Genomic DNA, 21,592 nt, shown 5'->3' on the forward strand with positions numbered 1-21,592 from the left:
GCGACATGGGTTGGATGAAGCGGCCTGAGGCCGGATCTGCTTGTTCTTTGGATGAACGGGACTCAAATCATGAAGAAAAAAATAAATTTCGGATTATCGGCAACGGGGAAAGTGGCCGCGACGCTGACCCTGGCGTTTTGCGTGGCGGAAGCCACGCTGGCAGCCGGCATCGTAGCCGGCGGCAACGGCGCGCAGCCTCAGGTGAGCAATGCCGCCAACGGCGCGGCGGTGGTCAATATCGTGGCGCCCAGCGCCGCGGGCCTGTCGCATAACCAGTACCAGGATTTCAACGTCGGCAAGCCGGGCGCGGTGTTCAACAACTCCGCCACCGGAGGCCAATCGCAGCTGGCCGGCCAATTGGGCGCCAACGCCTTGCTGGGCGGGCGCGAAGCCAGCGTGATCCTGAATGAAGTGATCAGCCGCAATCCGTCTCTGCTGCTGGGCAAGCAGGAAGTGTTCGGCAAAGCCGCTGATTATGTGCTGGCCAATCCCAACGGCATCACTTGCAGCGGCTGCGGCTTCATCAATACTCCGCGCGCGTCGCTGCTGGTGGGCAATGCCAATATCGAAAACGGCGCCATCGCTTCCTTGCAGGCTGCGCGGAACGGCAACGCGCTCACCGTCAACGGCTCCGGCCTGAGCGGCGTCAACGTGCTGGACCTGATCGCGCCGCGCATCGATGTGCGCGGCAATGTCGCCGCGCGCGACCGGATCAATGCCCGCGCCGGTTTCAATCTGGTGGATTATCAGGGCGACGACGCCAAGATCATCCGCAGCGACAAGGCGCCTGAGGGCGTGGGTTCGCTGGACAGCGTGTTCTTGGGCGCGATGCAGGCCGGCCGCATCAATATCATCAGCACCGCCGACGGCGCGGGCGTGAACGTGGGCGGCAGCCTGAACGGCACGCAGGAAGTGTCGGTCGAGGCCAATCAGGGCAAGCTGGCGCTGGAAGGCGCGCAGATTCGCGCCAGCGAAGGCAAGGTGGCTTTGGCCGCGAGGCAGATCGACAGCCGCGGCCGGGTGGAGACTTCGACCACCCAGGACAGCAGCCATGACGAGAGCTGGTTCATCTGGAAAACCGGCGAAACCAATACCGCCAGCAACAGCAGTGACACCCGCATCAAGCGCAGCGCCATCAGCGCGCGCGACGATGTGGCGCTCAGCGCCGGCGACGCCGCCACGCTGGCGGCCACCGACATCAGCGGCCGCAATGTGGCGCTCAGCGGCAAGGATGTGACGCTGGACAGCCAACTGGCGGAAAGTACATCGAGCAGCAGCAATCACGCCTGGAAAAACTCCTGGGCGTACAACCGCGACCAGAACGACACCACTCAGCGCCAGGAAGGCGTGCGCATCCGCGCAGACCAGGATGCCACGCTGACCGCGGCGGCATCGGCGGCGGACAATCAAGCCGCCGACGGCGCGCAGCCGCGCGGCCAGATCGCCATCCGCGGCGGCAGCGTCACCGCCGGCCAGGATATCCGCCTGCAGGCCGACGGCGGCGTGAAGCTGAGCGGCGTGACGGAGACCGACACCCACCGCGACCAAGGCAACCGCAAGAATGACGGCGCCAGCCTGGAAACCGGCTCCTGGGACAATACTTCCAGCGAGCAGCGCCTGGCGCAAAGCCAGCTACGCGCCGGCCGCGATCTGAACATCCGCGCCAGCGGCGACATCGACGCCAAGGCGGCCAAGCTGGCCGCAGGCCGCGACGCTGGTCTGGAAGCGGGCGGGGCGCTTAGCCTGGGCGTGCAGCAAACCGTGAGCCTGAACAACCAGCGCAACGACCAGGTGTACTGGGGCGGCATCGGCGGCGGAGGCAACCGCGACAACGGCAAGACCGATACCGTCAACACAGGCAGCGATCTGACCGCCGGCGGCAAGCTGACGCTGCAGGGCGACAGCGTGGCGATCGCCGGCAGCCGCGCCCGCGGCGAGCAGGACGCGGTGGCGATCAGCCGCAACGGCGATGTCAGCATCGACAGCGTGGTCAACCAGTCGCAAACCCGCACCGACCAGCGCAGCGGCACCGCCTTCAACATCACCAAGAGCAGCAGCAAGGGCAACGCCAGCCAGCAGCAGGCGGTCAACGCCGAGCTGAAGTCGGACACCAATCTGACCATCCAGTCCGCCAAGGACGTGGCGATCAGCGGCAGCCAGGTGCGCGCCGGCGGCGAGCTGAACGTTTCCGCGAACGGCGACATCAAGGTGGCGGCGTCGCAAACCCGCGACACTGTGCAGAGCAAGGATACCGAGCTGGCGCTGCGCGGCGTCGGCGAAATCACCGGCGACAAGCAGTACCGCGGCGGCGTGCGCATCGAGCACACCAGCAGCAGCGTGGACCGCGATGCGACCCAGAACCAGGCGGCGACGCTGTCCGGCGGCAAAGTGGCGCTCAACGCCCAGGGCGACCTGGCGGTGACCGGCTCCACGCTGAACGCCGGCGCCGGCGGCGCGGCCCTGAGCGGCCAGAGCGTCAGCCTGAACGCGGCGCAGGACACGGTGAAGGAAAGCAAGAGCAGCAGCGTCACCGGCGGTGGCATTTACATCGACGCCGGCCTGGACAAGACCGGCCTGGCGCTGGGCGTGGACCAGAAGAACAGCAGCAGCCGCTCCGAGAGCAGCACGGCCCAGGCCAGCGCCATCAATTCCAAGGGCGGCGTCAGCATCGTCGCCGGCAATGGCGACGGCGACATCCGCAACCAGGGCACCCAGGTCAAGGCTGATGGCGACATCAAGCTGGCCGGCGGCCGCATCGACAACCAGGCGGCCAACAGCACGCAGAAAACCACCACCGACAGCAGCCATTGGGGCGTGGAGGTGGGCGTCAGCGCCGATTACAGCGGCGTGACCCGTCCGCTGGTGGCGGCTGGCGAAAAAGTCGTCAAGGGCGATGTGGCCGGCGCCGCAGGCGCGGCCGGCAATCTGGGCGCGGCCAATCTGGGCGTGGATGTCGGCGTCAAGGCCGGCGTTGGCACCGAAACCAGCCAGTCCAGCACCGCCCAGGCCAGCAGCCTGAACGGCGGCAACGTCAAGGTGGACGCCAAGGCAGGCCTGAGCGACCAGGGTACCCAGTATCAGGCCGCTAATACGGTGGAGATCAAGGCGGACAGCCACCAGTTCACCGCCGCGGCCAATACCCAAAGCCAGAGCGGCAGCAAGACCGAGGCCGATGTCGGCGTGCGCGTCTACACCACCACCGGCGAAGACGTGAACGTCAAGGCGGCCGGCAGCGGCAGCACGGTGACCAGCGCGTCCTCCAGCTCCACCGCGGTGACCGGCGGCATCCGCGCCGGCAACGGCGTCAAAGTGGACGTGGACAACAACGCCGCTTACCAGGGCGTGGCCATCGCCGGCGGCAAGGGCGCGGCCAGCGTCAACGCCGGCGGCGACCTGAGCTTCAGCCAGGCCAACAACACCCGCAGCAGCGAGCAGCGCACGGTGGGCGGCAAGGCCAACCTGGCCATCACTACCAGCCCGATCGAAGGCGGCGGCAAGAATGTCGGCGGCAGCGGCGGTGTGGCGGTGAGCGTGGACAAGCAGCAATCCAACTCCAGCGCCGCCGTGGTCGGCGGCGTGGACGCCGATGTCGGCGTGGCATTGACGGCCGGCGGCAAGCTGGCCCTGCAGGGCGACAAGATCGCCAGCCGCGGCGACGTGGCGCTGAAGGGCGACAAGGTGGAGTTCAAGGCCGCCGAATCCAGCGCCGACAAGTCCGGCAGCCAGTGGGGCTTTGACGTCAAGGCTGGCGGCAGCCAGAGCAATGGCCAGGAGAAGGCGGGCCAGGGCTTCAATGTGGGCGCCGGCGGCAATTACGCCAGCACCGACGAGTCCAGCCGCAGCCAGGCCGGCGGCAGCGTGGCCAGCGGCGGCAAAGCCAGCATCGAGGCCGGCAGCGGCGGCATCCGCCTGAGCGGCACCCAGGTGCAGGGCGACACCGTCAAGCTGGATAGCCAGGGCGATGTCCGCCTGGAGTCGGCGCAGTCCAGCAGCCAGCGCAACAACTGGGGCGTGGCCGGCAATATCGGCGGCGGCAACAAGGCCAGCAGCGACAAGGAAAACGGCCAGATCAAGCCGGACAGCACCAAGAACGTGCATGACGTGAGCGCGGGCTTGAGCGTCAAGGTGGATCAGCAGGACAAGCTGAGCAACGCCAATGCTTCTGTCACCGCCAAGCAGCAGGTTGAGCTGAACGCCGAAGGCAACGCCACTCTGGCCGGCGCCAACGTCAGCGGTAAGGCCGTCACTGGCCAGGTGGGCGGCAAGCTGGCGCTGGAAAGTCGTCAGGACCGCGACAACAGCGTGAAGGTGGATGTGGCGTTGGGCGTCAACAGCTCCAACGGCAAAGAGGCCAGTCTGGTCGATCAGGCCGCCGACAAGGCCGGCCCGCTGAAGGACAAGGTGAAGGAGAAGGGCACCGAGCTGGTCAACGCCGCGTCTGACAAGGTGAAGGAGAAGTACGACAGCCTGGCCTTCAACAAGGGCCTGAAGGAAGACACCACCAATGCGGTGAGCTTCAACGCCAACAGCGAAACGGTCACCCTGCCCGAGCAGCCGACCTCCGGCCCGGCCAAGTCCGGCACGCTGGACACCCTGGCGCGCAAAGGCGGGAACACGCTGAAGGACAAGCTGCTGAACGCCCAGGACAAGGGCACCGAGCTGAAGGCCGATGTGGACGTCAGCGTCAAGCGCGACAACTCGGTCGGCGCCGTCACCGGCATCGCCGGCGCCGACGGCGTGACGCTGCAAGTGGGCGGCAAGACCCAGCTGACCGGCGCGACCATCTCGTCCGCCAACGGCAAGGTGGATCTGGGCGACTCCAAGGTGGAAACCGCCGACATCGCCACCGAACGCTACAACGGCGGCGGCGGAGTCAAGCTGAACAGCACGCCGTCCGGCATCCTGAAGCAAGCCGTCAGCGATGTGACCTCCGGCAAGGCGCCGCTGATCCGTGCCGAGCACGAGAATGTGCCGACCGTGGTGCAAGGCGGCATCCAGAGCAAGTAAGACGCTTGATCCAAGCGAAAACCCCCGTCAGGAATCTGGCGGGGGTTTTGTTTTGGAGTGGCTGTTAGAGCGGCTAGCAAACCCCTGATGCTGCGTTGCGCCGACTTGCCGTACTCAAGTACTGCCTGCGTCGGCGCGCCTTGTCTCAGCCGTGAAACTGGTTTTTGTTAGCCGCTCTTATTGCAGGGGTATGAACTCGGTCTCGCCCGGCACCATGGGGAAGCGTTGGGCGATCCAGTCCGCGCGGGCCTGAGCCAAGCGCTCGCGGCGGCTGGATACGAAGTTCCAGTCCAGATAGCGCGGGCTGGCCGGCGGCGTGCCGCCGAGCAGCATCACCCGGCTGTCGCGCCGCGCGATCAGCTCTCCGCCCTGGCCGTTTCGCAGCAGGCCCAATTCGTTGGCGTTCAGTACGGCGCCATCCACGTCCAGCTCGCCGGCGGCGACATAGGCGGCCAGCTCGTCCACGCCTTCGGGCAGCGCCAGCCTCGCGCCGGCCTGCATGACGGCGCTGGCGTAGAACACCGGCAGAGGATAGGCGACTGGCGCGCGGCGGCCCCAGCCTTCGCCCATCAGCAGGTTCAGCTCCACGCCGTCCTGCTCCCAGCGCGGCAAGTCCTCGGCTGGGTAGTGGGCGAAAGCCGGCTCGCACTCCTCCAGCTCGTCCGGCAGCGCTAGCCACAACTGCATGCCTTCCACCGCCGCGCCTTGCCGGCGGATATCGGCTGGCACCCGCTCGGAGTGGGTGATGCCGCTGCCGGCGGTCATCAGATTGACCGCGCCGGGCTCGATGCGCTGCACGGTGCCCAGGCTGTCGCGGTGCATCATTGCGCCGGAGAACAAGTAGGTGACGGTGGCCAGGCCGATGTGCGGATGCGGCCGCACATCGCCGGCGCTGCCTTCTGCGGCGAAATGGGCCGGGCCCATGTGGTCGAGAAACACGAAGGGACCGACGCGGCGCGCCTGGCGGGTGGGCAGCAGCCGGCGCACCGGAAAGCCGATGTCGCGGGTTTGGCTGGCTATGGTTTGCGTAAGCAGCGGCATGATGCCTCCTGGCAATGGCATGCGGGTCAGAAACGTCCGTCGCGGAAATCGCTGATGGCTTCTTCCACTTGTTCGCGCGTATTCATCACGAACGGCCCCCACTGGGCGATGGGCTCGCCCAGTGGTTTGCCGGCGATCAGCAGCAGGCGGCTGTCGGCCGCGGCGCGGATGGCGACGCTGTCGTTGCCGGCGCGGTTGTCCAGCACCGCCATCTGCCTGGCCTTGACGCCGCGCTGCTGCGCGCCGACGGCGACTTCGCCCTGGTAAACATAGAGGAAGGCATTGTGGCCGACCGGGATTTCCAGCGTTTCCTCACTGCCGGCGTCCAGATGCAGATCCAGGTAGAGCGGTTCGGTGGCTTCGCGCTCCATCGCGCCGGCCTGGCCCCGCCAGTGGCCGGCGATCAGGCGGGCCTCGCCTTGGGCTGGCGCAGACGGGATCTCGGCGGCGGGAATGTCCCGATACCAGGGCTCGCACAGCTTGCGTTCCGCCGGCAGGTTCAGCCATAGCTGGAAGCCGTGCATCAGGCCATCCTCCTGCTCCGGCAGCTCGGAATGGACGATGCCGCGCCCTGCGGTCATCCATTGCACGCCGCCAGGGCCGAGCAGGCCTTCGTTGCCGGCGTTGTCGCGGTGGCGCATGCGGCCGGCCAGCATGTAAGTGATGGTTTCGAAACCGCGGTGCGGGTGGCTGGGAAAGCCGGCGATGTAATCGTCGGGATTGTCGGAGCGGAATTCGTCCAGCATCAGGAAGGGGTCCAGCCGCCGCTGCAGGTCGGCGGTGAGCACCCGCAGCAGGCGCACGCCGGCGCCGTCCGATACCTCGCGGCCATTGATGATGTGTTCCACTTCGCGGCTGGTCTTGCTCATGTTTCTCTCCGGTCTGGATTCATGCCCTTTATTTTTGCAGTGAAAAATCAGATAAAAAAGCGCAAAATTCAGCGTATATATATCTAAAAATATGATCAATTATGAAAACGACGCTGGATCAATGGCAAGTGTTGCGGACCATCGTGGAGGAGGGCGGTTTCGCCCAGGCGGCGGAGAAGTTGCATCGCAGCCAGTCATCGGTCAGCTACGCGGTGGCCAGGCTGCAGGAGCAGCTGGAGGTCGCTTTGTTGCGGCAGGACGGGCGGCGGATGCGGCTGACCGGCGAGGGGGAGGTGCTGCTGCGCGAAGCCGCCGAGCTGCTGCGCCACGCCGACAGGCTGGAACGCCGCGCGGGAAGCCTGCGCCGGGGCTGGGAGCCGGAGCTCAAGGTGGCGTTGGACAGCTTGCTGCCGGCCGAGGTGATGCTGGCCGCATGCGGCGATTTCGCCGGCCATTGCCGGGAGACGCGGCTGCAGTTGCATGAGGTGGTGATGTCGGGCGCCGACGACGCCTTGTATCAGGGCGACGCCTCGTTGGCGGTGGCGGGGAGGGTGCCGCAGGGTTTCCTGGGGGACTGGCTGCTGGACGCGGAGTTCATCGCTTGCGCGGCGCCGGGCCACCGTTTGCACGCCTTGGGCGGCGAGCTGGACAGCGAAAGGCTGCGCGGCGAGGTGCAGGTGGTGTTGAGGGATTCCGGCATCCGCCAGCCGAGGGACGAGGGCTGGCTGGGCGCGCATCAGCGCTGGACGGTGTCGCAGCCGGAGACTGGCATCGCGATGGTGGAGGCTGGCCTGGCTTTCGGCTGGCTGGCGCGCCATCGCATCCGGCGTCAGCTGGCCGAAGGCAGCCTGAAGCCGCTGCCGCTGAAGAGCGGAGCTGTGCGCAAGGCCTCGCTGCACCTGGTGCTGGCGGAACCTTCGTCCGCCGGGCCCGCTTGCCTGTATCTGGCCGAAGCGCTGAGGAGGGCCGCCGCCGACTGGCGGAGCGGCTGCGCTCAGTGATTGGCCTGCTGGCCCTTCAGATAGCTTTCCAGCGCATGGCCGGCAGACAGGATGTGGAAGCGCAGGAATTCCGCCGCCTCGTCCGCCTTGCCTTGGCGGCATAGCTCCAGCAGCCGGGTGTGCTCTTCATGAGCGCGCTCCATGGTGCGGGTGAACAGGATCTGCATCCGGGTGTAGCGGTCGGTCTTGTTATGCAGCTGCTCGATCAGCGCCAGGGTGTTTGGCCGCTTGGCTGCGCGGTACAGCGCCAGGTGGAAGCGGGAGTTGATCTCGCCCCAGTGGCGCACGTCGTTGTTGTTGAGCGCCACTTCGAACTCGCGCAGCGTCTGCTGGGCGGCGTCGTGGTCGGCCGAGCTTTGACAGGGGATGGCGGCCTTCAGCAGCGAGCACTCCAGCATCGCCCGCACTTCCAGCAACTCCAGAATGTCCTCCAGCGACAGCTTGGAAACCAGCGCGCCCTTGTGATCGATGATCTGGATCAGCCCCTCGGCCTCCAGCTGCCGCAGCGCTTCCCGCACCGGCACCCGGCTGACGCCGTATTCATTGGACAGCGCCTCTTGGCGCAGTTGTTGGCCGTCGGCGAACTCGCCGGACAGAATGCGTCGGCGCAGGGATTCGGTGACGGCACTGGTAAGCGTCTGGCGCTTGATCGGCTGCAGGGTGGTCATGGTGGATGGGCTTATCTGTCAGTCAATCGGATACATGCAAATGTATTCGATTATACGGAGCTTCACTGTACTGGCAAGCGGCAAAACTGAACATTTTTGTCGCAATTCTATAATTGCGGAGGCGGGAAAAGATAAAGCCCGACGCGAGGTCGGGCTTTGCTGTTTCTGGGGTGGATGATGGGACTCGAACCCACGACAACCGGAATCACAATCCGGGACTCTACCAACTGAGCTATATCCACCACTGTTTGTTGCCGCCGCTTAAGCGACTGGCGCGCCCGACAGGAATCGAACCTGTAACCCCCAGCTTAGAAGGCTGGTGCTCTATCCGGTTGAGCTACGGGCGCTCTATCGGGCATTGTGTCTGGTCGGGGCGGCGGGATTCGAACTCGCGACCCCCTGATCCCAAATCAGGTGCGCTACCAGGCTGCGCTACGCCCCGAACAGAGACCGCAACTATACGGATGAGGCATGGGGCTGTCAACGGCTTTGTGCAAATATTTTCGGGGCTTTCCGGGGTGTTTTCGCCTTGGCGGAATGGCGTGTTTGTTTTTTCTTTATTTATCTTGATCTTAAGAAAAATAATCCGCCGAGCGCTCTTACTGCACTGCGCAATTAATGCGAGAATAGCGGCCGTTATTCATTGCACCAATATGGGAATCAGGCATGTCGGCACAATTGATCGATGGCAAGGCGGTAGCGGAAAAACTGCTGGAGAAGGTGCGCGCGGGCGTGGAAGAGCGCCTGGGACAGGGCAAGCGGGCGCCGGCGCTGGCGGTGATCCTGGTCGGAGACAATCCGGCCTCCGCGGTTTACGTGGGCAGCAAGAAAAAGGCCTGCGAAAAGGCGGGTATCCGTTCTGTCGCTTACGATTTGCCGGCCGCCACCAGCCAGAAGGAATTGCTGGAAATCATCGATGGCTTGAATGCGGATGCCGGCGTGGACGGCATTCTGGTGCAATTGCCGTTGCCGGCGCAGATCGATCCGCAGGCGGTGATCGAGCGCATCGATCCGAAAAAGGATGTGGACGGTTTTCACCCGTATAATGTAGGCCGCCTGGCGATCAAGATGCCGCTGCTGCGGCCGTGCACGCCGCGCGGCGTGATGACGCTGCTGGAAGAGTACGGCATCGATCCCAAGGGCAAGAAGGCGGTGATCGTCGGCGCGTCCAATATCGTCGGCCGCCCGCAGGCGCTGGAAATGCTGCTGGCGCGCGCCACCGTCACCGTCTGCCACAGCGCGACGCAGAATCTGGCGGAGGAAGTGGCCGGAGCGGATATCCTGGTGGCCGGCGTCGGCATTCCCAATTTCGTCAAGGGCGAGTGGATCAAGCCGGGCGCAGTGGTGATCGACGTGGGCATCAATCGGCTGGATACCGGAAAGCTGTGCGGCGACGTGGAATTCGATGTCGCGCGCGAGCGGGCAGGCTTCATCACCCCGGTGCCGGGCGGCGTGGGGCCGATGACGGTGGCGACGCTGTTGCAGAACACGCTGGATTCCGCCAATCTGAACGACTGAGCCGACAGCCGCCCGAGCGGCGGCCCAAGCCAGCTCGCCACAGCCGCCGCAGCGCCGGGCTGTGGCGATTTTGTTTTCGGGAATGCCGGCTTGCCTGCGTCATGGCGGCGTTCGAATGTGCAGACAGCCGCGCTTGGCTGTTTTAGTATCAGATTTAGTATCACATAAAACTAATTTACGGATTTGCTTCATGAGTCACGACAAGCACTCGGCGACGCTGTTGATCAGCGCGCCGGACAAGAAGGGCCTGGTAGCGGCCATCGCCAATTTCCTGATGACCTACAACGCCAACATCATGCATGCGGACCAGCATCAGGACACCAGCGAAAATCTGTTCCTGATGCGGGTGCAGTGGGATCTGGACGGCTTCACGCTGCCGATGGACAGCTTCGCCGCCGCGTTCCAGCCGATCGCCGACGAGCACGGCATGAACTGGAAGGTGTCGCTGTCCGCGCGCAAGCCGCGGATCGCCATCTTCGTGTCCCAGTACGAACACTGCCTGGTGGATCTGATGCACCGCTGGCGCATCGGCGAGCTGGATTGCGACATCCCGCTGGTGATCTCCAACCACGAAACCTGCCGCCGGCTGGTGGAATTCAACGGCATTCCTTTCCATGTGATCAAGGTCACCAAGGACAACAAGGCCGAGGCCGAGGCCGAGCAGTTCCGCCTGCTGGAAGAGGCGGGCGTCGATTTCATCGTGCTGGCGCGCTACATGCAGATCCTGTCCAGCGGCTTCGTCGAGCGCTATCCGGACCGCGTGATCAACATCCACCACAGCTTCCTGCCGGCCTTCGACGGCGCCAAGCCTTATCACCGCGCCTTCGCGCGCGGCGTGAAGCTGATCGGCGCCACCAGCCACTATGTGACCGAGGATCTGGACGAGGGCCCGATCATCGAGCAGGAAGTCACCCGCATCTCGCACCGCGACACGGTGGAGGATCTGGTGGAGAAGGGCCGCGACCTGGAAAAAGTGGTGTTGTCCCGCGCCGTGCGCTGGCATCTGGATAACCGCGTGCTGTCGTACAGCAACAAGACCGTGGTTTTCGACTGAGGATGCCATGCGCCTGTTGATCGACGATGTGCTTGATTTGCTGCGCCTGCGGGTCAAGCCGCTGGCCGCCTACCAATATGCCTGGTGGCAGCCGGCGCTGTTGCTGACGCTGATGGGCGCGGTTTCCAGCGGCGATACCGCCGAGCTGGGCGGAAATATCGCCGGCCGCATCGGCTTCATGGTGCTGTTCACCTGGCTGCAGACCCTGCTGTTCGCCCGCTTCATGGGTGTCTGGCTGCGCTGGGGCAAGGGCGAGGTGGGCGGCTCGCTGTTCGGCCTGGTGGTGGTGGCCAGCGGCCTGCAGTTCGTGGAGCCGCTGACCAGTTGGCTTCCGGGGGACGCCGCTAAGGTGATGGACATCCTGCTGTCGCTGCTTGGCCTAGTGGTGCTGGTCAACGCGCTGTCCAAGGTGGCGCAGGTGTCCGTGATGCGCACGCTTGCCGGCGTGGTGCTGTTCGCGCCCTTGTCGCTGCTGTTGCTGGCGGCCACGCTGTCTTTCGCCAAGACCGCAGGCTGGGTGGAGCTGCCCCAGGAGATGGTGGAGATGATGCAGCAGCAGGGTGCTGCCAGCGATGCCGCGTCGGCGGTGAAAAAATAAACCGCATGGGAGGCAAGAAAAAAGGACACGCGCACGCGTGTCCTTTTTGTTTTGAGGATTGAATCCTTCAGTCCACCTTGGCGATGTAGCGGGCCAGGCCTAGCAGCGCGCGCAGCGCTTCTCCTTTGGCGGTTTCCTCGTTGCGCAGCCTGGCGTAGCGGCGCAGGATGGCCCGTCCTTCGACGAATAAATCCATATCGGTATCCGGCGACGACACCAGCGCGATGCGCTCGATCTCGTTCTGCGGCTTGGGCTGTCCCTGGGCGATGCACAGGTAGACCTTGTGGGCGTTGAACGGGGTGATGTGGTCGAACAGGTACAGCATGGAGTTGATGCGAAGCCCGGTTTCCTCGCGGATTTCGCGGATCAGCGCCTGGGAGCGCAGTTCGCCGCGATTGGCCTTGCCGCCGGGGAGGTTGTAACGGCCGCCGCGGCTGGCGGTGACCAGCACGCCGTCCGGCATCTCGATGATGGCCGTGGCGCGCCTGGCCAGGTCGCTGGGCAGGCGCTCGTTTTTACGATCTTCCAAAACACTCATTCTTCCAATAAATATTATTTGACGGGGTCTTGATGCCCCGGGCCAGCATTCCAAATGCAGATGGCGCTCTTTGAGGAGCGCCGTCTGTACTTCAATAGGTAGAATTACTGGTTACATGCCATTTTATATCAAGGCATGGCCAAGTCCAGTGCATTTATACGAGTTTGACCAGTAAGCCGCCAAGGCCGACGAGCAGGCAGTAAAAGCCGAAGGGACGCAGCGACTCGATTTCGGTTTTTTTGAAGTAGCGCATCAGGAACCAGGTGCTAGCATAGGCGCACAGTCCCGAAACGGCGCCGCAGGCCAGTAGCAGCCCCCATTGCGGGGCGTCGCTGCCATGGTGCGCCAGCTTGGGAATTTCCAGCACGCCCGCCGCGGTGATGATGGGCGTGGCCAGCAGGAAGGAAAAGCGGGCGGAGGAGGCGTAGTCCAGGCCGTGGGCCAGGCCGGCCACCAGCGTGGCGCCGGAGCGCGAGAAGCCCGGCAGCAGCGCCAGCGCCTGGCCGGCGCCGATCTTGATCGCGCCGGCGAAGGTCAGCTCGGACAGCTCGTGCGACGCGGTCTTCTTTTTCAGGCGGTCGCCCCACAGCAGCATCAGGCCGTTCAGCGCCAGGAAAACCAGTACCGCGGTGGCGCTGGTGAACAACGCGCGCAATTGTTTTTCCAGCAGCAGACCCAGCAGGCCAGCCGGTATGGTGCCGGCTATCACCAGCCACATCAGGCGCGCGTGCGGATTGCTGGCGCGGCCGCCAGCTTTCAGCCAGCCGCCGATCAGGTCTGTCCAGTCGCGGCGGAAGTAGATCAGCAGCGCGGCGGCGGTGCCCAGATGCAGCATCACCATGAAGGGCAGGAAGTCGGGATGGGTGCGGTTGATCGACCAGTGCAGCCAGTCGGGTATCAGCACGCCGTGGCCCAGGCTGCTGACGGGAAATAATTCGCTGATGCCCTGGATCACGGCAAACAGCAAGGCTTCGGTCGCGTTCATGGCTCCCCCTTGGATAGGACGCGGAAGAAACGGGCGGCGGATCCGCCGCGCCCGTTTTGGAAGAATGACCGCTTCTTAACGCGCAAGCCAGCTGTCCGGTTTACCGGATCGTTCAGTGCGGGCGGCGCGGCTCTTCCCGATCCAGCTCCTGCTCTTCCTGCTCCAGCTGGCGGCGGATGGCGGCGAAGAAGTCGTGGATGCCGTGGACGGAGGGGGAGAGCGATGCCAGCAGCTCAGCCCGGGTCTCGGCGTCGATGGCGTCGACGAAGGGGCGCATTTCCGGGTCGGGATGGCGCTCGAAGCCCAGGATCATGATCGGCTCGAGCAGCGGCGCGTTGTCGGGGGAGTCGAACAGCAGGCCCCAGTCGTCGTTCAGCAGCTCCATGCCAGCGGCGAAGCCTTCGGCCCAGTCATTGCCGGTGGTCTGGCCGGCCGCGTCGGCATCCAGCCATGGCTGAAACTCGCCTTGCTTCAGCGCTTCGGCGATGTCCTGCCAGTGTCCGCGCAGCAGCGCCACGAACTGCTCCAGCGCTTTTTCGCTGGGAAAGGCCGACTCGTCGTCGAAAGCGTCCCCCAGGATCAGCGGCAGGCACTCCGCCGGGCGCACGGGCTCCGGGCCGGCGAGCAGCGCGGCGAAGAAGCCGTCCAGCCGCTCCAGATTCATGCAGCCGTGGCCGGCGAAGCGGGCGAGGGTGGCGGACAGGCGTTGATAATCTTGTTCGCTGAGCGGCTTGTGCGACATGGCGGATTCTTCTAGTTAGGTCAGGCGGCCATTATGGGGCAGGGCGGGGCAAAACAAAACCGCCCGCGCAGGGGCGGGCGGCTTGGCGGGGCGGTCGGGGCTTAGTAGGAAGCCAGCACCAGGCCGGCGATCAGCGCCGACAGGATGCTCACCAGCGAGGAGCCGTAGACCAGCTTCAGGCCGAAGCGGGACACCATATTGCCGCGCTCTTCGTCCAGGCCCTTCACTGCGCCGGCGATGATGCCGATCGAGCTGAAGTTGGCGAAGGACACCAGGAAGATGGATAGCACGCCGCGGGTGTAGCTGGACAGGTGCGCCGCCTGGTTCTTCAGTTCCAGCATGGCGACGAACTCGTTGGTCACCAGCTTGGTGGCCATGATGCTGCTGGCGGTCAGCGCTTCGTGGCTAGGCACGCCCATCAGCCAGGCGAACGGCCAGAACACGTAGCCCAGGATGGTCTGGAAGTTGATGCCGAAGATGGAGGTGAAGATGAAGTTCACGCAGGCGATCAGCGCGATGAAGCCGACCAGCATGGCGGCCACGATCACGGCGATCTTGAAGCCGGTCAGGATGTACTCGCCCAGCATCTCGAAGAAGGACACGCGGTGCGCGTCGCTGCTGATCAGTTCGTCCTCGCCCAGCGCGCTGTCGTAGGGGTTGATCAGCGACAGCACGACGAAGGTGCTGAACAGGTTGAGCACCAGCGCGGTCACCACGAAGCGCGGTTCGATCATCTGCATGTAGGAGCCGACGATGGACATCGACACGGTGGACATCGCGGTGGCGGCCAGCGTGTACATGCGCTTCTCGTCGAAGGTGTGGATGATGTTCTTGTAGGCGATGAAGTTTTCGGACTGGCCGACCATCATTGAGCTGATGGCGTTGAACGACTCGATCTTGCCCATGCCGCTGATCTTGGACAACACGAAGCCGATCGCGCGGATCACTACCGGCAGCACGCGGATATGCTGCAGGATGCCGATCAGCACCGAGATGAACACGATGGGCATCAGCACATTCAAGAAGAAGCTGAACTCATCCTTGTTCTGGATGCCGCCGAAGGCGAACTTGGTGCCTTCGCCGGCGAAGTCCATCAGCTTGGTGAACACGCCGGAAATGCTGCCGACGATGGCGAGGCCGTAAGTGGTATTGAGCAGGAAGAACGCCAGGGCGATCTCGATGACCAGCAGCTGGATCACGGAGCGGATCTTGATGTTCTTGCGGTCGCGGGCGACCAGCTGGGTGAGGGCCAGTACCACGATCAGGCCGATGATGAATTGGACGATATGCATGATGAATGTCGCTTTGTGGGTTCCTCCTGCCTAGGCAGGTATCGAGCATGGTTCCGGTCCCGCCTGATGCCGCGGGCCGTATGCCGGTTTTTATAAAATGCGGTCAGCGCCGCGCCGGGCGGCATGCGCTTGGGGCGGATGCCATCGGCGTGAGCACAATGCGCTGAAGCAGAGAATAATACTTGTCTTTAGATCAAACAATCTGTCTTTAGATAAAGAGAAGCGGCCCGCCCCGGCGCATGCCTGGGGCGGGCCGCTTTTCATGTCTATTGACCCGATTGGGCTTCCTCCGCCTCGCGGCGGGCTTGCTCGGCGAAGTAATGCGCGCGGCGCGCTTCCTTGGCTGCGGCTTTCTCCGCCAGCTCGGCGGCTTTCTTTTCCTTCTCAGCGTTTTCTTCCGCCAGGCGGGCTGCCTTGACGGCCTCGCGTTCGGCGGCTTCGATCGCCTCGATCTCCTCGACTTCCTTGCGCGTTTTGCACGGGCTGGTTTTTTCGAACCAGGCCACGGACTCGACGTGCGCGGTGTGCGGGAACATGTTGATGATGCCGGCCGCCTTCAGCGTGTAACCTTTGGTGTTGACCAGGATGCCGGCATCGCGCGCTAGCGTGGCCGGGTTACAGGACACGTAGACGATGCGCTTGGGCGCGGTGTCCTCGGTGATGGCCTTCAGCAGCTGCACCGCGCCGTCGCGCGGTGGGTCCACCAGCATCTTGTCGAATTTTCCTAGGGCCGCGAACGACTCCTCGGTCACTTCGAACAGGTTGGCCATCTCATAGCTCACCTTGTCCTGCAGCTGGTTATGCGTGGCGTTCTCCACCGCGCGCTTCACCAGCGGCTGGCTGCCTTCCATGCCGTGCACGATGGCGCCGGAACGGGCGATGGGCAGGGTGAAGTTGCCGATGCCGCAGAACATGTCGGCGATGCGCTCGCCCGGCTGCGGGTCCAGGAACTTCAGCGCGCGGGCCACCATCACCGCGTTGATTTGCGGGTTCACCTGAGTGAATTCGGTGGGGTAATAGGGCATCTCCACCGCGAACTCCGGCATGCTGTAGGTCAGCTTGGGCGCGTCCAGCGGGTAGATCGGGTAGCAGGTCTCCGGGCCCTTGGGCTGCAGCCAGACCTGCAGCGGGCGCTCGGCGGTGCCGTGGGTGTCGGAAAACGCCTTCAGAATGGCGAAGTCGGCGTCGGTGATGGCGTCCATATTGCGGAACACCAGAATGTCCAGCTTGTCGCCGACCGCCACTTCCACCTGCGGCATCCGTTGGCTGATGGACAGCGTGGCGATCATCGCGCGCAGCGGCATGATCAGATCGGAGATGTGCTTGGGCAGGATGTGGCACTCGCGCATCTCGGCGATGTAGCTGGAGTTTTTCTCGTGGAAGCCCACCAGCACGCCGCCCTTCTTGGCCACCATGCGGGCGGACATGCGGGCGCGGTGGCGATAGTGCCAGGCCGGACCGGCGATGGGGGTGAGCACGCGTTCCGCCTTGACCTTGCCGATGCGCTTGAGATTGTCTTCCAGCACGCGCTGCTTGACCGCCACCTGGGCGGTGAATTCCACGTGTTGCATCGAACAGCCGCCGCAGACGCCGAAGTGCGGGCAGCGCGGCTCGGCGCGCATGAAGCTTTCCTTCAGCACCGCGGAGGTGTTGGCGTTTTCGTAGCTGGGCTTTTTGCGGTAGCTGCTGTAGACAACTTTTTCGTACGGCAGCGCGCCATCGATGAAGATGGTCTTGCCGTCAACGTGGGCGACCCCCCGGCCTTCGTGGTCCAGCGATTCGACCAGGGCAATAGTCTGTGCGTGCGTCATCGTCTTGCTTGCAAAATCAAACGGTAAAACGCGGATTTTCTCAAAAACCGGCGATTCTTGCTGGTTTTTTTACGATCCCGGAATTCGCCGCCTTTCTGTTAGAATCAGCAGAGTGAATCATGGTTACAGAAGGTGCGGTATGTTGAAGCGGTTGTCGGTGCTGGCGCTGGGATGGTGGCTGGCTGTTCCCGTACAGGCGGCGGTGATGCCCGCGCCGGATGTCGCGGTCAATCCCATAGGCCGCCACCTGGTGCTTAATCTGCCGCAGGCGCGGCTATTCCTGTACCAGGACGGCAAACTGGCGCGGATCTTCCCGGTGGCGGTTGGCAAGATGCTGACCCAGACTCCGACCGGCAGCTTCGACATCACAGGCATCTACCGCGCGCCGAGCTGGCATGTGCCCAAGTCCATCCAGGAAGAGATGCGGCGCAACGGCAAGGAAGTGCAGACCGTGGTGCCGCCAGGGCCCAACAACCCGCTGGGCCCGGTCTTCGTACGCTTCGGCGAGAACAGCCTGGGCCTGGGATTCCACGGCACCAACGCGCCGGGCTCGGTGCCGGGTTTCCGCAGTCACGGCTGTGTCCGGCTGCGCAACAACGACGCGTTGGAACTGGCAGGCACAGTGAGCCGCGGCGACGCGGTCACCGTCGCCTACCAGACCATCATCTTGAGCGAGGACGAGGCCGGCCAGCTGTGGCTGACCGTCTACCGCAACCACTACCGGCAGAGCGATCCCTCGCTGCCGTACTTGGCGGACACGCTGCTGGCCTGGCAGCGCCAGCACCAGCAGGCCTTGTTCGGCCAGCGGGTGGACAACGCGTTGAGGCAGCGCGACGGCAAGCCTGTTTGCCTGAGCTGCAAGAGCGCCAAAACCGACATCAACGGCAGTCTGAGCGCCTTGCCCTGGCTGTCGAAGATGAACCCGCCGGTTCCGCCCGCGCCCGCCGCGCCGGCGGCCAGCCAGCCGCAGAACGAGCGCCAGCCGGGACCGCCGTCGGCCAGGGCCGGCCAGCGTGTCCGGCCGGCCGCCAAGGCGGGCTGAGTCCGTCGGTTTGAGCCAACGCATCCGGGCCGCGATCGCGGCCCGGATGCGTTTGGCGGCGCGTTTACTGCGCCGCGGCCTTCAGCGCCTGGCCGATATCGGCCAGGATGTCGTCGATGTGCTCGATGCCGATGGAGAGCCGAATCAGTTCAGGCTTGACTCCGGCGCTCAGTTGTTCCTCCGGCGACAACTGGCGGTGGGTGGTGGTGGCTGGGTGGCAGGCCAGAGATTTGGCGTCTCCGATATTGACCAGCCGCGTCACCAGTTGCAGCGCGTCGATGAAGCGGCCGCCGGCCTCCGCGCCGCCCTTGATGCCGAAGGACAAAATGCCGGAGGCGCGGCCGCCCAGGTAGCGGTCGGCCAGCGGCTTGCTGGGGTGGTCCGGCAGGCCGGCGTATTCCACCCATTCCACCGCCGCGCTTTCCTTCAGGAAGCTGGCCGCTTTCAATGCGTTGTCGCAGATGCGGTCCATCCGCAGCGCCAGTGTTTCTATGCCCTGCAGGATCAGGAAGGCGTTGAACGGCGACAGCGCCGCGCCCATGTTCCGCAGCGGCACCACGCGGGCGCGGGCGATGTAGGCGGCTTCGCCCAGCGCTTCCACGTAGTTGACGCCGTGATAGCTGACATCCGGCTCGTTCAGGCGCTTGAAGCGCGCCTTGTGTTGTCCCCATGGAAACTTGCCGGAATCGACGATGGCGCCGCCTATGCTGTTGCCGTGGCCGCCCAGATATTTGGTCAGGCTGTGGACCACGATGTCGGCGCCGTGTTCGAACGGCCGGCACAGATAGGGCGAGGGCACGGTGTTGTCGACGATCAGCGGCAGGCCATGTCGATGGGCCTCGGCGGCGAAGGCGGCGAAGTCCACCACATTGCCCAGCGGGTTGCCTATCGATTCGCAGAACACGGCCTTGGTGCGCTCGTCCACCAGCGCGGCGATCGCGGCCGGGTCCTTGTAGTCGACGAAGCGGACTTCGATGCCCAACTGCGGGAAGGTGTGGGCGAACAGGTTGTAGGTGCCGCCGTACAGGGTGCGGGTGGCGATGATGTTGTCGCCGGATTCGGCGATGGTCTGGATCGAGTAGCTGACCGCCGCCATGCCGGACGCCACCGCCAGCGCGCCGATGCCGCCCTCCAGCGCCGCGATCCGTTTTTCCAGCACGTCGGTGGTGGGGTTCATGATGCGGGTGTAGATATTGCCCTGCACCTTGAGGTCGAATAGGTCGGCTCCGTGCTGGGTGCTGTCGAAGGCGTAGCTGGTGGTCTGGTACAGCGGCACCGCTACCGCCTTGGTGGTCGGGTCGGGGCTGTAGCCGGCGTGGACGGCGAGGGTTTCCAGTTTCATCGTGGGCTCCGGTTGAGTGGGCGGGTGGCTGCAGGCGCTTGTCATGATCGCTTACCTTAATGCCGCCGCGCGCTTGCCACAAGGAGATATCGATGATGCCGGATATAACTTTTGAATCTATTTAATCCATCATCGATCAGTCTTGCTTGGTTTATTCCCATCCAGGATGGTTGCGCCGCAGCTCCGCCCAGATTTTCAAAACGTGGGCCGCGTAGGGCTGGGCCTTGCTCGGGGTGGGGCTGTGATAGGCGCCGATGCCGGCTACCCAGCTGCCGGTGCGCCTCACTTCGGAAGAGAGCAGCCAAGCGGCGACCTGAACATTGACGCAGGGATCGTATAGCCGGGCGCGGTCGATATTGTAGCGCGCCAGTTTGGGCAGCCAATTGTCGTTGATCTGCCAGTAGCTGATGTCGTTGCTGCCGTTGCGGTTATGGCCGGTAATGTAGGGATTGCTGAACTGGACGCCGGACTCTTTTACTTTCAGCGCCATCAGCAGCAGATAGGGCACGCTGAAGCGGCGGGAGGCGTCCAGCGCGCAATTGGCGGTGCGTCTGATGTCGAAGTGTTCCGTGACCCGGTCGGCGGGGGCCGCTTGGCAGGAAAGGGCCGGCAATAGCGCAAGGATGAAAGCCCATTGCCGGCGAGAGGGATGGAATCGGCGTGTCTGGGGGTTCATGGCAGACGCCGCAGGGGTCCCAGGGCTTCCCGAACCTTGCGCTCTCCGGCGCCGTCGTCGAGGAAGGGGCCGATTCGAACCTGGAATTTCCTGCCGACATCCTGGATCTGGCTGTCAAATCCCTTGGTTTTGTAGGCGGCGGCTACGCGCGCGGCCAAGGCGCGTTTGGCGAAGATTCCGCCGTCCATCGCGTATTTCTGCGAGGGTGGCTTGTCTGGCGCCTTGGCGGCGGCCGGCGAGCCGATGATCATTCGCGTGTAGTCGAGCGCGATGGTCCTGGTTTTTGCGTCCACCACCAGTACGTAGGGAAACTGATCGCCGATGGCTTGCAGCACCGTCAGCGCCGGTTGCGACGCGCTTTTGATGCGTACGATGGCGGTATTGTCGGCGGCGCCGCGTTCTTCGAAGCGCCAGCCAATGGCGTCGGCGAGGTCTCGGGCGATCTCGCGGGGCGAGCCGGTGTAGTCGGCAGAGTACGCCTGTCTGAGATCCTCGGCCGGATTCGTCGCAGCGCGCGGCATCCCCTGGCGGCCGTCTTTCGCCGCATCCGTGGCTTTGGTCACGGTTGCCAGTTCGGAGGAGCCGCCCGGGCGATTGTATGGGGGCGGGGCGCAGGCGCTGAGGGCGGCTGTGAGCAGCGCCAGCCATGATGGTATTTTCATTCTCTAAAATTTATTTGATAAAATAGTAACTATATCAAACAAAAAATTGGTAGGCTACTCCCTCGGTGGCTGAGAGGGTTGCCGCTTTGGATTCGCATTGTGTTGATCTGTGCATGATCTTATTTGACTGGCATCTATAAAATGTTTGATATAATATTCACTAAAGTGAACTATTAGGGTTCGGCTGTGAAGAAGAAATTATTGCTGGCGACGTTTGTTCTGATGCACGCGGTCCAGGCGCGCGCTGGATTTCTGTACTTGGGCGGCGATACCGGTTTGCAGCCTCCTGGCACGGGTTTGGTTGGCGGGGCCGAGGTCAAGGCGCCGCCATCACCGCCGCCTTCTCCGGCCGCGGCGCCATCGCCAGCAGCGCCTGCGCCCGCGGCGGTGCCGCCTGTGGCGCCGCTGCCCATGGCGGCGGCAAGTCCGTCCGCAAAGGAGGCAATGACAGCAGCGACAGCCGAAGGGGCTGCCGCCAGCCGCGTCGTGCTGCGCTTGCAGCCTGGGGCGGGCAGGGTTTCCGCCGCGCTGCGCGACTTTGCCAAAACCAATGGCTGGGTTCTTGCCTGGGAGTTGGATCGCGATTTTCCAATCGACTATCCCGCGACTTTCAGCGGCTCTTTTCTCGATGTGATCGAGCAGGTGGCCAGGTCGCTGCAGAACACGGATTCGCCGGTGCGGGTCAAGGTCTACGAAGCGAACAAGGTCATTCGCGTGCTTCAAGCCGCACGATGAGGGGATGTATG

At 64.2% G+C, this 21,592-nt stretch carries 18 protein-coding genes and 3 tRNA genes; 7 read left to right on the top strand and 14 right to left on the bottom strand.

The features are described from left to right. The first annotated feature begins 69 nt into the window (after positions 1-69). Positions 70-5,007, top strand: coding sequence for a hemagglutinin repeat-containing protein (locus LQR33_RS01540; protein ID WP_231467162.1), 4,938 nt, complete (start codon positions 70-72; stop codon positions 5,005-5,007). Positions 5,008-5,184: 177 nt separating this feature from the next. Here the strand turns inward: LQR33_RS01540 and LQR33_RS01545 are convergent, their stop codons facing one another. Both LQR33_RS01545 and LQR33_RS01550 read right to left on the bottom strand, forming a co-directional pair. Beyond that, the gene (locus LQR33_RS01545) at positions 5,185-6,048 is read right to left on the bottom strand and encodes a pirin family protein (protein ID WP_221668721.1); all 864 of its coding nucleotides are present in this window, start codon (positions 6,046-6,048) and stop codon (positions 5,185-5,187) included. A 26-nt stretch (positions 6,049-6,074) separates the two neighbouring features. Beyond that, positions 6,075-6,917, bottom strand: a complete 843-nt coding sequence (locus tag LQR33_RS01550; RefSeq protein ID WP_221665580.1) for a pirin family protein — start codon at positions 6,915-6,917, stop codon at positions 6,075-6,077. A 101-nt stretch (positions 6,918-7,018) separates the two neighbouring features. On the opposite strand from LQR33_RS01550, the gene LQR33_RS01555 reads away from it, so the two are divergent. Next, positions 7,019-7,918, top strand: a complete 900-nt coding sequence (locus LQR33_RS01555; RefSeq protein WP_221665581.1) for a LysR family transcriptional regulator — start codon at positions 7,019-7,021, stop codon at positions 7,916-7,918. Here the strand turns inward: LQR33_RS01555 and LQR33_RS01560 are convergent. The 4 genes from LQR33_RS01560 to LQR33_RS01575 form a co-directional block, all read right to left on the bottom strand. After that, positions 7,912-8,586, bottom strand: coding sequence for a GntR family transcriptional regulator (locus LQR33_RS01560; RefSeq protein WP_021475694.1), 675 nt, complete (start codon positions 8,584-8,586; stop codon positions 7,912-7,914). The two genes, LQR33_RS01555 and LQR33_RS01560, sit on opposite strands and share 7 nt — an antisense overlap. Before the next feature lie 166 nt (positions 8,587-8,752). Next, positions 8,753-8,828, bottom strand: a tRNA-His gene (locus LQR33_RS01565). A 28-nt stretch (positions 8,829-8,856) separates the two neighbouring features. Continuing rightward, a tRNA-Arg gene (locus tag LQR33_RS01570) sits at positions 8,857-8,933 on the bottom strand. Positions 8,934-8,951: 18 nt separating this feature from the next. Further along, positions 8,952-9,028 (bottom strand) — tRNA-Pro (locus tag LQR33_RS01575). Between the two features lie 224 nt (positions 9,029-9,252). Here LQR33_RS01575 and folD point away from each other — a divergent pair. The 3 genes from folD to LQR33_RS01590 all read left to right on the top strand — a co-directional run bounded on the left by folD (position 9,253) and on the right by LQR33_RS01590 (position 11,756). After that, positions 9,253-10,104, top strand: a complete 852-nt coding sequence (gene folD / locus LQR33_RS01580; protein WP_166440431.1) for a bifunctional methylenetetrahydrofolate dehydrogenase/methenyltetrahydrofolate cyclohydrolase FolD — start codon at positions 9,253-9,255, stop codon at positions 10,102-10,104. A gap of 190 nt (positions 10,105-10,294) precedes the next feature. After that, positions 10,295-11,158, top strand: a complete 864-nt coding sequence (purU, locus tag LQR33_RS01585) for a formyltetrahydrofolate deformylase (protein ID WP_231467164.1) — start codon at positions 10,295-10,297, stop codon at positions 11,156-11,158. 7 nt (positions 11,159-11,165) lie between these two features. After that, on the top strand, positions 11,166-11,756 hold the full coding sequence (locus tag LQR33_RS01590) for a hypothetical protein (RefSeq protein WP_221665582.1): 591 nt from the start codon (positions 11,166-11,168) through the stop codon (positions 11,754-11,756). A 67-nt stretch (positions 11,757-11,823) separates the two neighbouring features. Here the strand turns inward: LQR33_RS01590 and LQR33_RS01595 are convergent, their stop codons facing one another. From LQR33_RS01595 to rlmD, 5 genes are all read right to left on the bottom strand, one after another. Continuing rightward, positions 11,824-12,294: an NUDIX hydrolase gene (locus LQR33_RS01595; protein ID WP_166440433.1), complete on the bottom strand. Its 471-nt coding sequence runs from the start codon at positions 12,292-12,294 to the stop codon at positions 11,824-11,826. 154 nt (positions 12,295-12,448) lie between these two features. Next, positions 12,449-13,279 carry an undecaprenyl-diphosphate phosphatase gene (locus LQR33_RS01600; protein ID WP_166440434.1) on the bottom strand — a complete coding sequence of 277 codons (831 nt, stop codon included), beginning with the start codon at positions 13,277-13,279 and terminating at the stop codon, positions 12,449-12,451. A gap of 112 nt (positions 13,280-13,391) precedes the next feature. Next, positions 13,392-14,021, bottom strand: a complete 630-nt coding sequence (locus LQR33_RS01605) for a YecA/YgfB family protein (RefSeq protein WP_166440435.1) — start codon at positions 14,019-14,021, stop codon at positions 13,392-13,394. 101 nt (positions 14,022-14,122) lie between these two features. Beyond that, a complete protein-coding gene (locus LQR33_RS01610; protein ID WP_166440436.1) occupies positions 14,123-15,313 on the bottom strand; it encodes a NupC/NupG family nucleoside CNT transporter in 1,191 nt (396 codons plus the stop codon). A 266-nt stretch (positions 15,314-15,579) separates the two neighbouring features. Continuing rightward, the gene (gene rlmD / locus LQR33_RS01615) at positions 15,580-17,124 is read right to left on the bottom strand and encodes a 23S rRNA (uracil(1939)-C(5))-methyltransferase RlmD (RefSeq protein ID WP_231178813.1); all 1,545 of its coding nucleotides are present in this window, start codon (positions 17,122-17,124) and stop codon (positions 15,580-15,582) included. 139 nt (positions 17,125-17,263) lie between these two features. Between rlmD and LQR33_RS01620 the strand changes: the two genes are divergently transcribed. Next, entirely contained in the window at positions 17,264-18,166 is a 903-nt protein-coding gene (locus LQR33_RS01620) for a L,D-transpeptidase (protein WP_231467167.1), read from the top strand. Between the two features lie 64 nt (positions 18,167-18,230). Here the strand turns inward: LQR33_RS01620 and LQR33_RS01625 are convergent, their stop codons facing one another. From LQR33_RS01625 to LQR33_RS24300, 3 genes are all read right to left on the bottom strand, one after another. Beyond that, complete coding sequence (locus LQR33_RS01625) at positions 18,231-19,508, bottom strand: O-acetylhomoserine aminocarboxypropyltransferase/cysteine synthase family protein (RefSeq protein ID WP_221664531.1); 1,278 nt, start codon at positions 19,506-19,508, stop codon at positions 18,231-18,233. A 151-nt stretch (positions 19,509-19,659) separates the two neighbouring features. Next, the gene (locus tag LQR33_RS01630; protein ID WP_221664530.1) at positions 19,660-20,184 is read right to left on the bottom strand and encodes a lytic transglycosylase domain-containing protein; all 525 of its coding nucleotides are present in this window, start codon (positions 20,182-20,184) and stop codon (positions 19,660-19,662) included. After that, the gene (locus LQR33_RS24300; protein WP_231467169.1) at positions 20,181-20,747 is read right to left on the bottom strand and encodes an SPOR domain-containing protein; all 567 of its coding nucleotides are present in this window, start codon (positions 20,745-20,747) and stop codon (positions 20,181-20,183) included. The genes LQR33_RS01630 and LQR33_RS24300 overlap by 4 nt, the downstream gene beginning before the upstream one ends. Positions 20,748-21,032: 285 nt before the next feature. Between LQR33_RS24300 and LQR33_RS24305 the strand changes: the two genes are divergently transcribed. Next, positions 21,033-21,581: a toxin co-regulated pilus biosynthesis Q family protein gene (locus tag LQR33_RS24305; protein ID WP_231178816.1), complete on the top strand. Its 549-nt coding sequence runs from the start codon at positions 21,033-21,035 to the stop codon at positions 21,579-21,581. The last annotated feature ends 11 nt before the right edge of the window (positions 21,582-21,592 follow it).

It is taken from the genome of Chromobacterium piscinae (assembly GCF_021129175.1).
GTDB lineage: Bacteria > Pseudomonadota > Gammaproteobacteria > Burkholderiales > Chromobacteriaceae > Chromobacterium > Chromobacterium piscinae.